This is a genomic window from Candidatus Nitrotoga sp. M5, from assembly GCF_927904885.1.
Taxonomy (GTDB): Bacteria; Pseudomonadota; Gammaproteobacteria; order Burkholderiales; family Gallionellaceae; genus Nitrotoga.
Window position 1 is genome coordinate 1 of record NZ_CAKMNW010000025.1, and the last position, 14,579, is coordinate 14,579.

10 protein-coding genes are annotated in these 14,579 nt (G+C 54.5%); 7 read left to right on the plus strand and 3 right to left on the minus strand.

The window, feature by feature from the left end; genetic code table 11:
- A partial coding sequence (locus MJ770_RS07410) for a hypothetical protein (RefSeq protein ID WP_239250975.1) occupies positions 1–245 on the minus strand: 245 nt, incomplete at its 3' end.
- Positions 246–500: 255 nt separating this feature from the next.
- On the opposite strand from MJ770_RS07410, the gene MJ770_RS07415 reads away from it, so the two are divergent.
- The 5 genes from MJ770_RS07415 (at position 501) to MJ770_RS07435 (ending at position 10,888) form a co-directional block, all read left to right on the plus strand.
- Positions 501–1,715 carry an N-acetyltransferase gene (locus MJ770_RS07415; RefSeq protein WP_239250976.1) on the plus strand — a complete coding sequence of 405 codons (1,215 nt, stop codon included), beginning with the start codon at positions 501–503 and terminating at the stop codon, positions 1,713–1,715.
- Between the two features lie 245 nt (positions 1,716–1,960).
- On the plus strand, positions 1,961–3,232 hold the full coding sequence (locus MJ770_RS07420; protein WP_239250977.1) for an MdtA/MuxA family multidrug efflux RND transporter periplasmic adaptor subunit: 1,272 nt from the start codon (positions 1,961–1,963) through the stop codon (positions 3,230–3,232).
- Positions 3,233–3,259: 27 nt separating this feature from the next.
- A complete protein-coding gene (locus tag MJ770_RS07425) occupies positions 3,260–6,406 on the plus strand; it encodes an MdtB/MuxB family multidrug efflux RND transporter permease subunit (RefSeq protein WP_239250978.1) in 3,147 nt (1,048 codons plus the stop codon).
- 10 nt (positions 6,407–6,416) lie between these two features.
- Positions 6,417–9,542: an efflux RND transporter permease subunit gene (locus tag MJ770_RS07430; RefSeq protein WP_239250979.1), complete on the plus strand. Its 3,126-nt coding sequence runs from the start codon at positions 6,417–6,419 to the stop codon at positions 9,540–9,542.
- On the plus strand, positions 9,539–10,888 hold the full coding sequence (locus MJ770_RS07435) for an efflux transporter outer membrane subunit (protein ID WP_239250980.1): 1,350 nt from the start codon (positions 9,539–9,541) through the stop codon (positions 10,886–10,888). Before MJ770_RS07430 ends, MJ770_RS07435 begins: the two co-directional genes overlap by 4 nt.
- Before the next feature lie 38 nt (positions 10,889–10,926).
- Here MJ770_RS07435 and MJ770_RS07440 read toward each other — a convergent pair whose 3' ends face one another.
- A complete protein-coding gene (locus tag MJ770_RS07440; protein ID WP_239250981.1) occupies positions 10,927–11,469 on the minus strand; it encodes a phosphatase PAP2 family protein in 543 nt (180 codons plus the stop codon).
- A gap of 182 nt (positions 11,470–11,651) precedes the next feature.
- Between MJ770_RS07440 and MJ770_RS07445 the strand changes: the two genes are divergently transcribed.
- Positions 11,652–12,335, plus strand: a complete 684-nt coding sequence (locus tag MJ770_RS07445; protein WP_239250982.1) for a phosphatase PAP2 family protein — start codon at positions 11,652–11,654, stop codon at positions 12,333–12,335.
- Positions 12,336–12,367: 32 nt separating this feature from the next.
- Complete coding sequence (locus MJ770_RS07450; RefSeq protein ID WP_239250983.1) at positions 12,368–13,246, plus strand: hypothetical protein; 879 nt, start codon at positions 12,368–12,370, stop codon at positions 13,244–13,246.
- A gap of 187 nt (positions 13,247–13,433) precedes the next feature.
- On the opposite strand, the gene MJ770_RS07455 is transcribed toward MJ770_RS07450, so the two are convergent.
- Positions 13,434–14,531, minus strand: a complete 1,098-nt coding sequence (locus MJ770_RS07455) for a glycosyltransferase family 4 protein (protein WP_239250984.1) — start codon at positions 14,529–14,531, stop codon at positions 13,434–13,436.
- Positions 14,532–14,579 lie beyond the last annotated feature (48 nt).

The following is a 14,579-nucleotide window of genomic DNA, read 5'->3' on the forward strand; positions in this document are numbered from 1 at the left end:
TAGGTGAATTTTATCAAAAGTGCTTCATGAGAATGGGTTTTTCGAGGTGCCCTAAAGGCTGTTCGAATTCGCACTACTGCCAATTCTACCTCAGAACAACTCTGATTTCCTGCTGCTGCACGATCCTTGCCGACGTCACGGACAGGGAGATATATTCTGCGCTCAGATGCATGAAATTTTTTTCCGCCAATCGCCGTAATGGTCTGATTAGTCGCCTGATTAAATTTATTACTGATTTCCGTCACCCCATCCCCATTAACCTCACTCTGCGTTGTTGACGAATCGCACTCTAATTAATCTCTACGTACTAAAAAATTCCACATTCCTGGACGGAAAACAAAATTATTGGGGATGGTCAAAATTTCAAGCGAGCATTTATAAAAACAGGTGTTTTCTGTCAGTCATTATATAATCGTCCATCGTCAGATTAGTCGGTCAGTTGGGCAAAACCGATATCCATAGGATATTTATGGAAAAGTCCTTTATTTTTTAATATGTGTATGGAGAAATACGCAAGTATAATTTTTGCCAGTCGTCTCAATCTTCCAATGACCGTGAACCTCAACCCAAGCAAGGCGGCACCGCTACGTATCATTCCGGTTTCCGGAAAGGCGGATTTAGACCAGTTCATCCGCATTCCCAATATTATTCTTGGATCCGACCCGGCTTGGATCCCGCCGCTGCTGATTGAACGGCGCATGCATCTCTCAATCAAGAGTAATCCGTATTTCCAGCACGCTCGATGGCAGGCGTGGATTGCCTGGCGCGGCGAGCAGCCAGTGGGTCGGATTAGTGCCCAGATTGACGCGTTGCATCTGGAACAACATGACGACGCGACCGGCTTCTTCGGTATGCTGGATGCCGAGGATCAGGAAGAAACCTTCGGGGCCTTGCTCAGTACCGCCGAGCAATGGCTACGCGATCAAGGCATGCATCGCGTACGCGGGCCTTTCAACCTCTCGATAAATGAAGAAATGGGGCTGTTAATCGACGGTTTCGACACGTCGCCGACATTCATGATGGGACATGCCCTGCCTTATTATGGAGGGTACATCGAACAATGTGGATACCATAAAGCTAAAGATACGCTGGCGTACATGATCGCTCCTGATTTTGAAGCGCCTGCAGTGATGCGGCGGTTGATCGCCGCGTCCGCTCATCGCGTGCGGGTGCGTCCGCTTGATCGAAAACGTTTCGATGACGAAGTCTCCCTGTTGCGTGACATATTCAACGAAGCATGGGCGGAAAACTGGGGGTTCGTGCCTATCACCGCCGCCGAGTTCCACGATGTTGGCCAGAACCTTCGCTTTCTCATCGCCTCGGAATTGATACAGATTGCCGAAGTCGATGGCGAGGCCGCCGCATTCATTGTTGCCCTTCCCAACGTCAACGAGGCGATCCGAGGGCTTGGCGGCAGGCTGTTCCCGACCGGTTGGCTAAAGCTTCTGTGGCGCCTCAAAGTACGCTTCCCCAGCACTGCCCGTGTACCGTTGATGGGCGTAAGGCGCAAATTTCAGCACACCCGTCTCGGGCCTGGACTGGCATTTCTCGTCATTGATGCGGTGCGAGAGCAGTTGCATAGCCGCGGTGCCAAGCAGATCGAGTTGTCCTGGATATTGGAGGACAACGCAGGCATGTGCAACATTATTGAGTCAATCGGCGGCCACGCCTATAAGCGCTACCGTGTTTACGAGCGGCAACTCGAGGAATGCTAAACTGCAAGTGGAACCTCATTGAGCGTGCCTCCGATCACAGCCGAAATGACTAAAGCGTGGTCACATAGGGGTTTAGTATTTCCAATCCAGACATGAACCAGATCTGTCAGAGTGAATAGAGGACGCTTTAGGGGAGACTAGCTCTTCTGGAAAGCCGCAGTTCCTGTTATATTGTCACAATTTACAATTACCTTCCTCTAGGCTGTTAGTGCGTCCAAGGGCCTGAAAAATTAGACTTCAAATTTATGCCTACCAACAACCCCGTGACAAAAAACTCTGACTCCATCAGTCCGTTTTTAAGCACGTCTCTTTCAAGATTAGGGCATCGGTGGTCGAAGCGCTGGATCGTGATCATCTCGATTTTAAGTCTGGCAGTGGGGGGAGGCGCAATCTGGTATGCCAGTTCTCAACGGGCCGACTCCGCAACGACGGTCAATCATCGAAGCGCTGAAAAACCGGGAGGCAGCAGTAATTCCTTACCTCCCGCGACGCCTGTCGTTGTTGCTCCCGTGCGCAATGGCAACCTTGAGATCTACCTGTTCGCGATTGGCACCGTCACGCCGCTCAACGTTGTCGTAGTTCGCCCGCGCGTGGATGGCCAGATCATTAGTATTGCATTCAAGGAAGGTCAGCTGGTCAAGAAGGGCGATCTGTTGGCTCAAATCGACCCGCGTCCATTTAAGATGCAGCTCACGCTCGCCACTGGGCAATTGGCGGGCGATCAAGCACTGTTAGACAATGCGCGAGCCGATCTCAAACGGTATCTCGCGCTGCTTGCGCTGGATTCAATTTCCGACCAGTTGGTCGATACACAGAAGTCAAAGGTGCGCCAATACAAGGCCGCAGTGCAAGCCAGCCAGGGCGGGGTCAACAATGCAAAAATGCAGCTCGCGAATGCCCAGGTCATCGCGCCTATCACCGGACGGGTCGGGCTGCGCCGGATAAGTCCGGGCAATATCGTGCACACATCTGATGCCGATGGTCTCGTGGTGATCACGCAGTTGCAACCCGTTGGAGTCGTTTTCGCGATTCCGGAAGATGACTTGCCACAAGTGATCAAGCGGCTGCGCACCGGTGACCACATCCCAGTTGATGCCTACGACCGCGCCCAGAAAGTAAAGCTGGGTACAGGTCGATTGATCGCCGCGGACAACCAGATTGACACCACAACCGGCACCATCAAGCTCAAAGCAGAGTTCCCAAATGAGAACGGCACACTCTTTGCCAACCAGTTCGTCAACGTGAGAATGCCCGTAGAGATGCGACGAAACGCGACGCTGGTGCCAACAGCTGCTATTCAACACGGTTCAGCTGGGACGTTTGTTTATGTCGTCAAGGATGACCACACAGTTGACGTAATCCCAGTGAAAACCGGGCCCACGCAAGATGAAGTTACTGTGATCGACAGTGGTGTGACCACAGGCGCAATGGTCGTGATCAATGGCGCGGACAGGCTCCGTGCAGGAGTGAAGGTTGAGATTGTCACGCACAATTCACGTGCCAATAGTGGTGTCTGATCAACTTAGTCGCCGCGTAGCTTGGCCATGAACTTTTCGCGTCTGTTCATTCTTCGTCCAGTGGCGACCTCGTTGCTGATGGTGGCAATCTTGCTCGTTGGCCTGTTTGCCTATCGGGCATTGCCACTGTCGGCGCTGCCCAAGTTTGATTATCCGACCATTCAGGTGGTGACCCTGTATCCGGGCGCGAGTCCGGAGGTGGTCACCTCGACCATCACAGCGCCACTTGAACGGCAGTTCGGCCGGATGTCGGGTCTGAACCAGATATCTTCGACAAGCTCGGGCGGGGTCTCGATCATCACGCTGCGGTTCAGCCTTGACCTCGCGCTTGATGTCGCCGAGCAAGACGTGCAGGCAGCCATTAACGCAGCCGCTAGCTTGCTACCGCCGGATCTGCCCCAGTTGCCGATTTACAACAAAATCAACCCTGCTGATACACCAATCATGACGCTGGCCTTGACTTCGCCCACATTGCCGCTGCCAGAAATCAGACGTCTGGTTGACACCAGGCTTGCGGCAAGTATTTCGCAGTTGACCGGTGTCGGGCTCGTTAGCATCAGCGGCGGACAGCGACCGGCCATCCGTATCCAGGCTAATCCAAAAATTCTCGCCGCTTACAAGCTTTCGCTCGAGGACATGCGCATCGCGATCAGCAATGCCAACTCGAACCAGGCCAAAGGCAGCTTTGACGGACCCACGCAGTCATCCACCATTGACGTCAACGATCAGCTCAAATCTGCCGACGAATTTAAGTCTATGATCATCGCCTATCGTAATGGCGCTGCTGTGCGATTGGCTGATGTGGCAGAAGTCTTTGATGGGGCCGAAAATGAGCGTCTTGCTGCCTGGGCCAACGAATCGGCGGCGGTGATCGTCAACATCCAGCGTCAACCCGGCACCAACGTCATCGAAGTGGTTGATCGCATCAAGAAGTTGCTGCCGCGACTGACGGCATCGCTGCCCATCGCGGTTGATGTTGAGATTTTGACCGACCGCACTGAAACCATTCGCGCATCAGTACGTGATGTTCAGTTCGAACTGCTACTTGCGGTAGTGCTTGTAGTGATGGTCATTTTTCTGTTTCTGCGCAATTTGGTTGCGACTGTGATTCCTGCCGTAGTGGTGCCGCTGTCTCTTATTGGCACCTTTGCTGTGATGTACTTGGCCGGCTTCTCGATCAATAACCTCACTCTGATGGCTCTCATCGTCGCCACCGGTTTTGTGGTGGACGATGCAATTGTAATGATCGAGAATGTCACGCGCTATATCGAGGCTGGTGAGCCGCCGCTTAAAGCCGCAATTAAGGGCGCGCGCCAAATCGGTTTCACCATTATTTCGTTGACGCTGTCACTGATTGCAGTGTTGATTCCGTTATTATTCATGGGCGACGTGGCGGGTCGCCTGTTTCGGGAATTTGCGATCACTGTGTCGGTGGCCACCCTGATCTCGGCCGTGGTGTCGTTGACGCTGACCCCAATGATGTGCGGACGGCTATTGCGTCGTGTTCCCGCGCAGCAGCATGGACGCCTGTTTCATGCCAGCGGCGCCTGGTTTGATCGCGTCATTGCCCGTTATGGTCGCATGCTGCAGTGGGTGCTCGACCGCCAAAGCCTGACTCTGCTGGTAGCGCTGGTCACGTTGGCGCTAACGGTACTCTTGTACATCTTCATTCCTAAAGGATTTTTTCCGATCCAGGATACCGCGGCAATTCAGGGCATTTCTCAGGCGCCGGCAAACATCTCTTTTGCTGCGATGGCCGAGCGCCAGCAGGCACTGGGTCGCGTTATTCTGCGCGACCCAGCGGTTCAAAGCCTGTCATCCTTCATTGGTGTGGACGGCAGCAATCCGACGCTCAACAGCGGTCGTTTCCTGATTAACCTCAAACCTTTGTCGCAGCGCGACGACGGTGCCAGCGACGTGATTCGACGATTGCAGGTCGAGCTCCTCCAGGTTGATGGGATCAAGCTATACATGCAGCCAGTACAGGATCTCACCATCGAGGATCAGGTAAGCCGAACCCAATATCAGTTTTCGTTGGTGGATGCCGACGATAGCGTGCTGCGCAAATTGGTGCCGCGACTAGTCGAGCGGCTACGTAACGAGCCAATGCTGGCCGACGTGATCAGCGATCAACAGGAAGGCGGACTACAGGCACATGTCGAGATTGACCGAGCCCTCGCAGATAGCTTTGGTATAACGCCAACAGCCGTGGATAACGCGCTATATAATGCGTTTGGCCAACGTCAGGTAGCCACCCTGTTCACCCCGACTCATCAACAGCGCGTTGTGCTTGAGGTCAAGCCCGAATTTCGTAACGGCGTGGATGCCCTCAACAACCTTTACGTCAGCGCGGCGGATAGTGTGACGGGGACGAAAAACCAAAACCAGTCGCGGCAAATCCCGTTGTCGTCAATTGCGCAGATAAGCGAACGCACCGCACCACTGATCATCACCCGCATTGACCAGTTTCCAGCGGCCACGATCTCGTTTAATCTTGCATTAGGCGCGTCACTCGGCGATGCAGTCAAGGTAATCGAGGCCACACAGCGAGAACTTGGCTTGCCGGCCAGCACGCAAATAAAATTTCAAGGTTCTGCGCTGGCCTTCCGTGCCTCCTTGACCAGTCAGTTGTGGCTGATACTGGCCGCGATCCTCACCGTCTATATTGTGCTGGGTGTGCTCTATGAGAGTTACATTCACCCGGTCACGATCCTGTCGAGCCTGCCATCGGCTGGGGTTGGAGCCTTGCTTGCGCTGATGTTGTCTGGTAATGATCTCGACGTGATTTCGATTATCGGCATCATTCTGTTGATCGGCATCGTCAAAAAGAACGCGATTATGATGATTGACTTCGCGATCGATGTTCAGCGCAAGCAGGGCCTCACGCCACGCGAAGCAATTTTCCAGGCTTGCCTGCTGCGTTTTCGACCGATCATGATGACGACCATGGCCACGCTGCTGGGTGCGCTGCCGCTGATGATAGGGTGGGGTGTGGGCTCTGACTTGCGCCATCCGCTGGGTGTGACCTTGGTCGGAGGGCTGATTGTAAGCCAGGTGTTAACCCTGTTCACCACACCTGTCATCTATCTTGCATTTGAGCGGCTGACGCATCCGTCATCAGCGCTGCGTTCCGATATTCGCCCGGTCGCAACGGTCAAAGGTGATCGCCTTTGAGGCGCCCAGCATGAATATCTCCGCACCGTTCATCAACCGACCTGTCGCCACCACGCTGCTCACTGTTGGCCTGATGCTGGTCGGCGTGTTTGCGTTGCTGCTACTTCCGATCTCGCCGTTGCCAAAAGTTGATATCCCGACTATCAAGGTTTCGGCATCCTTGCCGGGGGCGAGCCCGGAAACCATGGCGGCGGCGGTGACCCTGCCATTGGAACGCTCGCTTGGACGTATCTCGGGCATCACTGAAATGACATCAAGTAGCGCACTCGGTGCAGCACGTATCGTGCTGCAATTTGACCTTGATCGCGACATCAATGGCGCAGCACGCGATGTGCAGGCGGCGCTCAACGCCGCCAGTAGCGAGCTGCCAGCGGGCTTGTCAGCCAACCCTGCCTATCGAAAAGTGAATCCGGCTGATGCACCGGTCATGATCCTGGGCCTGACCTCTAACACTATGACTCAGGGGCAGATATACGATGCAGCCTCAACCGTCGTCGCCCAGAAATTGTCGCAACTTAAGGGCGTGGGCGAGGTAGAGATCGGTGGCAGTTCGCTACCGGCGGTACGAGTTGAACTCAATCCTCAGTCTTTGCACAAATATGGCATTGGATTCGATAACGTGCGCGCGGCTATCGCCGCGTCAAACTCGAATCTGCCTCAAGGCGCGCTGGAAGACGACCAGCGGCACTGGCAGGTTTCCAGCAACGGTCAGGCGCGTAGCGTCGCCGAGTACCTTCCAGTGATCGTGGGATACAGCAACAGCGGCTCGTCCGTAAAACTTGCTGACGTAGCCAACGTCGTTAATTCAGTGCAGGATTTGCGCAACGCGGGCTCGGCCAACGGCAAGCCCGCTGTACTGGTGATCATCAAGCGTGAGCCCAATGCAAATATCATCGAGACCGTTGAACGCGTCACCAGGCTTCTACCGACGCTGCGGACGTCGGTTCCGGCCGCGATTGACGTCGCGGTGATGATGGAACGCACCTCCACCGTGCGCGCCTCACTGCGCGACGCCGCTTACACGTTGGTGCTGGCGGTAGTGCTGGTAATTCTGGTGGTGTTGCTGTTCCTGCGCAATGGTCGTGCCGCACTCATCCCCAGCGTTGCGGTACCGGTGTCCATGATAAGCACTTTCACCGTGATGTATTTACTGGACTTCAGCCTCAATAACCTGACGCTGATGGCACTTACCATCGCTGTCGGCTTCATTGTTGACGACACCATCGTAGTTCTTGAAAATGTCACACGTCATATCGAAAACGGTGTTCTGCCCAAGCAAGCCGCACTGATCGGGGCCAAGGAAGTCGGCTCCACAGTTTTGACTATGTCCTTGGTGCTCATCGCCGTTTTCATTCCGATGCTGTTCATGGGGGGATACGTGGGTCTTTTTGTGCGTGAGTTCGCAGTCACACTGGCGGTGGCAGTTCTGATCTCGCTGGTGGTCGCGCTCACCACCGCACCGATGATGTGCGCCCGACTGCTCAAACCGGAGGGAACCAAACGCCAGCAAGGCCGCTTCTACCAATGGAGTGAGCGTGGGTTCGCGGCTATGCTGCGCACCTACGAGCGCAGCTTGGCATGGACACTTAAGCATTCACAGCTCACAATGCTTGTCCTTCTAGCCACCATATGCCTGAATGTCTATCTCTACGTCATTATTTCCAAGGCCTTCTTTCCAAATCAGGACACTGGCCAGCTCACCGGACATATTCAGGGTGACCAGAGTATTTCCTTCCAGTTAATGCAGAAAAAACTGACCAATTTCATGGATATCGTGCGCGCTGACCGAGCTGTCGAAAACGTTGTAGGCTTCACTGGCGGCTCCCAGCGCAACACCGGATCAGTGTTCGTTACGCTCAAGCCGCTGTCCGAAAGAAAAGAAAGCGCCGACAAGATCGTGACTCGCTTGCACGCCCGGCTTGCTAACGAGCCGGGCGCCACTCTCACCCTCAACCCTGTGCAGGACATTCGTGTCGGTGGCCGCAGGAGCCGCTCGTCGAATCAGTACACAATCCAGGCCGATGACCTCGACGAGCTGCGGCTGTGGGAACCGCGCATTCGCCAGGCTCTGGCGCAACAGCCAGAGCTGCTTGATGTTGACACCGACGACCAGAGCAAGGGGCTGCAGACTTCGCTCGTAGTTGATCGCGACGCGGCAGCGCGTCTGGGTATTAGTCCCAAACAGATTGACACGGCACTCAACAACGCTTTTGCCCAGCGATCAGTCTCGATCATCTACGAACCGCTGAATCAGTACCGTGTGGTAATGAGCGTCGCTCCTGAATACGCGCAATCGCCCGAGGTGCTTGATCGCCTTCAGATCAGTGGCCCGCAGGGGAAGCAGGTACCACTATCAATGCTGGCACACCATGTGCAGACCGAAACCTCGCTCCAGGTCAATCATCATTCCCAACTCGCCGCTACGACAATTTCGTTCAACTTGCCGAGAGGGGTGTCACTGTCGGAGGGAGAGCAAGTGATCGAGCGCACCATGCGCGATATCGGGGTGCCTACCTCGGTACGTGGCGGCTTCCAGGGATCGGCACGTGCCTTCCGGGAGGTGCTTGACGACCAGCCAATTCTCATCCTCGCGGCCATTCTTACCCTGTATATTGTTCTGGGCGTCCTCTACGAAAGTCTGATACATCCGCTGACTATTCTCTCGACGTTGCCGTCTGCCGGTGTAGGTGCGCTGCTAGCCTTGATGGTATTCCGTACTGACTTCAGCGTCATCGCATTGATCGGCATCTTCATGCTGATTGGCATTGTCATGAAGAATGCCATCATGATGATTGACTTTGCGCTTGATACTCAACGAAACTCAGCGGTGGCCCCTCGCGAGGCGATATTCCAAGCATGTCTCATGCGCTTTCGGCCGATCCTGATGACTTCCATGGCTGCGCTACTCGCCGCAATTCCGCTGGCATTGGGCCATGGCGATGGCGCCGAGATGCGCCAGCCGTTGGGCATAGCGATCGGCGGCGGGTTGATTATGAGCCAGTTGCTGACCCTTTACACCACGCCGGTCGTCTATCTTTATCTCGACCGCTTCAACACCTGGGCGCGAAGCCTGCGGCAACGACGGTATTCCCGTACTGCCACATACTTCACCGCTGTCACCGACTCGACACCATGACCATTACGAAGAGAACCTCGACCCTGTACACAACACTGGCTCTTGCCGGTTTCGCGACAATCAATACTGCCTGTACAGTGCTTGGACCGGACTACGTGCGTCCGCCCATGGATGTGCCTGCTGCTTACAAAGAGGCGTCCGAATTGACAGCGCCGCAGACGAACGACGTCTCGGCCGACGAACACTGGTGGATGCTCTATGATGACAGCCAACTCAACGAATTGATCGTCCAGGTTGAACCTCGAAATTACTCGCTCCAGGCTATGGAGGCACGGGTGAGGCAGGCTCAGTCACTCACCGATGCGGCTCTGGCAGCGCAGTCCCCGATGCTGCTTGCTGGGGTTAGAGGAATCGATATAGGTATGCTTGCAATCTGGGAGCTCGACCTGTGGGGTCGTATTCGCCGCAATATCGAGGCCAGTGGCGCAGCTGCCCAGGCGAGTGCGGCCGACCTCGCTGCAGCGAGGTTGTCGCTGCAGGCGCAGCTTGCGCAAAACTACTTCCTGCTACGGGTAAAGGATGCCGAAATCCGCTTGTTACAGGATACGACCGCTTCCTACGAACAATCATTGCAGATCACACGCAACCAACATGCGGTGGGCGTAGCCTCCCGAGGCGTTATCATGCAAGCGGAAGCCCAGCTCGGCGCCGCACAGGCGCAGATGCTCGACGCACGCGTCACACGAGCTAAGCTAGAACATGCCATAGCGGTATTGGTCGGCAAAGCGCCGGCTGATTTTTCTTTTACTGTCGCACCTATTGACGATAAGGTACCCGCAATACCGCCTGCGTTACCCTCAGACTTGCTGGAACGGCGTCCCGACATTGTCGCAGCCGAGCGGCGAATGGCGGCCGCCAGCGCGCAGATCGGCGTGGCTGAGGCGTCGGCCTACCCTTCGGTTGTTCTCTACGGCGGCGCGGCCATACGCGGAATCGTCGGGGGCGCAAGGGCGGCTGTGCCGGTCTTCGACAATGGCTCGATCCGTGCACAAAGGTCGAAAGCGGAGGCCGCCTATGACGAGGTGGTCGCCAACTATCGGCAGACGGTTCTCGAAGGCTTTCGCGAGGTGGAAGACAATTTGATTGTGCTGCAAATCCTCGACGAGGCCGCTTCAGCGCAGGCTGTAGCGGTGAAAGCGGCGCGCGAGGCGGCGGTGATCACGTATAACCAATACCGTAATGGCATCGTCGACTACCTGTCCGTGATCGTGGCGCAGACTACCGCGCTCGGCAATGAACGCGCAGCATTGGACATGCTCGGCCGCCGTCTGGTCGCGAGCGTGACCTTGATCAAGGCTTTGGGAGGCGGCTGGGAGTCCACCAACCCGAAGGCGTCGGAAAAGTAGTCATTCGTCGCGAGTCCCGCGCGCGAATAGCTCAATCGTTACCATTGCATCCCTATCTGCACACCAGCACTTTTGCTGTCGGCCCAAGGCACCAGCTGCACCTTGCTGTTGAACGCATCAGTGAAGAACCAGCCACTACTGGTGCCAATTAAAGCCCCAGCAACGACATCGTACCAGTGATGCTTTCTGGCATCGACGCGTGCGTAAGCGGTGAGGGTAGCCAGCGCGTAAGCGGGAGCGCCAGTCTGCCAACCGTAACGACGATGCAAGGTAGTCGCAGAGGCAAACGCCAAAGAAGCGTGCCCTGACGGGAAACTGTTATTGTCGCTGCGATCGGGCCGCCGCTCATGTATAACCGCCTTGCCCAGGATTGCCACCCCCTCGGCAGTAACGAGACTGTAGCCCGCTTGGCGAAACCCCTGCCAATCTTCACGTACCGCCGGAAGTGCCAAGGCAGTACCGGCCAAGGCAATGACGCCAATATCGCTGATATTAGCCCATTGCTTGTTGTCATTCGCCTGCGCCGAGGGAGTGATGCCTGACATCAGTAAAAATATAGCTGCAAACAAGCGAGATTTCATGGTCGACCCCTTAAAATAGAAAGTGCCGAGCATCGCCGCCGTCGGCAGCTAAGCTTACATTAAATTATTGTGGGAGTACCACGCTGATCTATAAATTTTGGCAATATCTGTACTTTATACTGCTGCGTAAATTCGCTATTCTTACGAGCAGCTTTATGAAAGGTTTGGCCGAATGAATTTTTATGAAAACTAACTGCATCCGCGCAATGTGTATGTGGTGGCCGCCGTTACTTATATTGTTGGTCAGCAGTGCTTGCGGCGTTGCACTGACTTATTATGGCCCGGCCAGTTTTGATGAGCCACTGCTGCTGTGGTTTCGCGTAAGCGGCAATACCGAGCAGCTGGCTGGCCCACAATGGGCTGCTGCATTTTGGCTGGGTTTGACCTGGCTGGGTGATACCGTGCCACGTATCGTCATAGCTAGCTTGACGATACTCGGGCTGCTGATGTTGCGCCGCTGGCACACCGCCTTGTTCATGGCTGGGATTCTGCTCAGCGGCATCGCACTATCAACGTCACTCAAGTACTGGGTGGGGCGGCCAAGACCACAACTGGTCACGTATCTGGACCATATCAACTCTCTGAGTTACCCCAGCGGCCATGCCTTGAACAGTACGCTGTTCTATTTGGCGGTGGCATTGGTGCTGTCTCCGCTATTGTCACGGCGCGCGGCACGCTGGACTCTGTACGTCGTTGCAGCAAGCCTGTCGTTGGCAACCGGTGTCTCGCGCGTTGCCCTTGGCGTTCACTACCCGACAGATGTAATCGCAGGCTGGATCATCAGCGTAGCATGGGTGTGGCTGTGGTTTGCCGTAGCCATGCGTTATTGGCCAAAGGCGTTACCCCAGGCATCAGCCAGCCGGTAGCCGCGCCTAGTCTGTTTGCAAAAATCAGGAGTATGATGAAATTGAATCGCAATGCCAATGTGACCACAACGAATAAGTCGCTCGACGAGCCCCTTTTTTCAGCAGAGCAGTGTGATGCGCTTTTTGCAGCTGTGCTCGTTCATGATGATATTTACTCGGATGCTAGGCTGCCCGATGTTATTCACCTCGATTACAGTCAGGAACAACTTACACAGTGCTACAGGATATGCAGGCAGCTATGGAAAGACGGCGTAGATCGGGAAGACTTGCTAGCGATCATTAATAAAATTTACCGGCATCGTGCCCTGAGCGCGGAGGATCAGCTCGCTTTCAGGTATCTGCGCGCCAAGATCAAGCACCTGCGCTTTGCGTATGCCGCTTTTGATGAAAGGCACCGCTATCCCCGGATGTTTCATTGGATGACTGCCATCATGGGCAATCTGCAGGACGCCTTCAAAAACAAACAGCATGTTAGCGCGAACCGAATTGCCATTCTTGTTCGTTTTTTTTTGGCACGACTTCCTTATTTTCTGATCAATAAAGAAATAGATAAATTTCAGCCGAGTACAAATGAAAGCTTCCGCCAGTATGTTCTTGATGAAATTAAGTTTATTCACTTAAATCTTGCTAAAAAGGCAATCACCAGTAAAGAGTTTCACGAAGTACGCAAGGTTATCAGTCGGCTTGTGGCGCTCTACGATAACCTGAAGATTCTTTACCCCTCTCCCTATCACGTCAGCATCTCACAATATCTCAGTACTATCAACGGCCTGATGGGTGCAATGCACGACGAATTGATCATCAAAAAATTTAAAAAAACACAGGACTATTACGCCGACGAGTTTGAGATGCCGGTGGAAATCAGGCAGCGGCTGGTTGCGCTTACTGAAAAATACAAGGCGACTTTTTAATATCTCCGCATCGACACATCCGTCCATTGAATATGTCCATTATTCAATATAAAAATGTCAAGGTACCAGGTTTTTCATGACACTGTTATTCTGTCCAGTTCCATTAATAAACGCCATTTGGATATCGGAGCCTGAACAGGGAATTTGTGATGTGTGGATGTATAGATTGAAAGAGGTATTGCTGAAGTCAGTCCGCTAGCACGCCACGAGCACGCAGACGCTCCAGAATGGATTCTCCCGCACGTTTGAATGTATCGGCACTGTATAGTGGCAATACCCGCGCACGTGCAGCTTGTCCCATGGCGGCCAAGCGTTCCGGATGGCTTAAGGCTTCTGCCAATGCATTCGCGAGAGCTTCGACGTCACCTGGCGGTAGCAGCCAGCCGCTACGCTTGTGTTCCAGAGAATAGGGGATTTGTCCCACAGCCGATGCGATGACCGGCAGGCTTGCCTGCATCGCCTCATGTACCGCGATGCAAAAACCTTCCACGCGCGACGGTTGCAGGTACAAATGCAGTCCAGCCAGAAAATCCTGCGGCCGATCAACAAAACCAATCAGGTGTACCTCCGTTATGCCACTGCGTTGTAATGCAGCAGTTAACGCTTCGCGCTCGCGCCCGTCACCAGCAATCTGAATTTCGAATGGTGTGGAGGATTTGAATCCACGTTGCTTCAATTGCACTAGCGCTTCTATCAGGAGTTCATATCCTTTTTGCGTGTGCAAGCGTCCCAGGCACCCCAGTCGCAGGGTTTGTCCCGGCTGCCAAGGGCGTGCCTGTGGTGCATCCGGATTTACGGAAAATAACGGCCACGATGCCATGCGCTCTGGCGGCACACCGAAGCGCTCTGCAGTAATTTTCGTAACCATGTCCGAATCACCGATCCACATCACAGGGCGTTTGCGCAAAACATAGAACGGCAACAATCGGGTCCATTTCAGGGTGGCGTTATGCTGCCAGCACACTACGGGAACCGAATATTTCTTTCCGAGCAGCAAACCAATCAGGCTAGCGCGCGCCACCGAGGTCCAGATTAAATCCGGTTTGTAAGTAGCGATTTCACGATCCAGCCAGCGGTAGGCTGCCCAGTGGTCGCGGTTACCCCCTTCACGCACATGTACTTGCAAGCCGTCTGCCAGCATCGGCGGAAGGGCTCGACCATCGCGCCGAGTAAGAGCAAACACCTCGACGTGTGCGCCAGCGTTGCGCAAGACTCGAGTGACCGCTGGTATCGGCAGCGGACCGCCGCTGCCCTCAAGTGAACTGGTAACGTATGCAATTTTCATGTTGAAATCTGTGAGCAACTGGACAGCGACAATCGTATTGTAACGCCT

Excerpts from the sequence above, each read along its gene's own strand:
- MJ770_RS07415 (WP_239250976.1), top strand. The coding sequence starts at position 501 with ATGGAGAAATACGCAAGTATAATTTTTGCCAGTCGTCTCAATCTTCCA.
- MJ770_RS07420 (WP_239250977.1), top strand. The coding sequence starts at position 1,961 with ATGCCTACCAACAACCCCGTGACAAAAAACTCTGACTCCATCAGTCCG.
- MJ770_RS07425 (WP_239250978.1), top strand. The coding sequence starts at position 3,260 with ATGAACTTTTCGCGTCTGTTCATTCTTCGTCCAGTGGCGACCTCGTTG.
- MJ770_RS07430 (WP_239250979.1), top strand. The coding sequence starts at position 6,417 with ATGAATATCTCCGCACCGTTCATCAACCGACCTGTCGCCACCACGCTG.
- MJ770_RS07435 (WP_239250980.1), top strand. The coding sequence starts at position 9,539 with ATGACCATTACGAAGAGAACCTCGACCCTGTACACAACACTGGCTCTT.
- MJ770_RS07440 (WP_239250981.1), bottom strand. The coding sequence starts at position 11,469 with ATGAAATCTCGCTTGTTTGCAGCTATATTTTTACTGATGTCAGGCATC.
- MJ770_RS07445 (WP_239250982.1), top strand. The coding sequence starts at position 11,652 with ATGAAAACTAACTGCATCCGCGCAATGTGTATGTGGTGGCCGCCGTTA.
- MJ770_RS07450 (WP_239250983.1), top strand. The coding sequence starts at position 12,368 with ATGATGAAATTGAATCGCAATGCCAATGTGACCACAACGAATAAGTCG.
- MJ770_RS07455 (WP_239250984.1), bottom strand. The coding sequence starts at position 14,531 with ATGAAAATTGCATACGTTACCAGTTCACTTGAGGGCAGCGGCGGTCCG.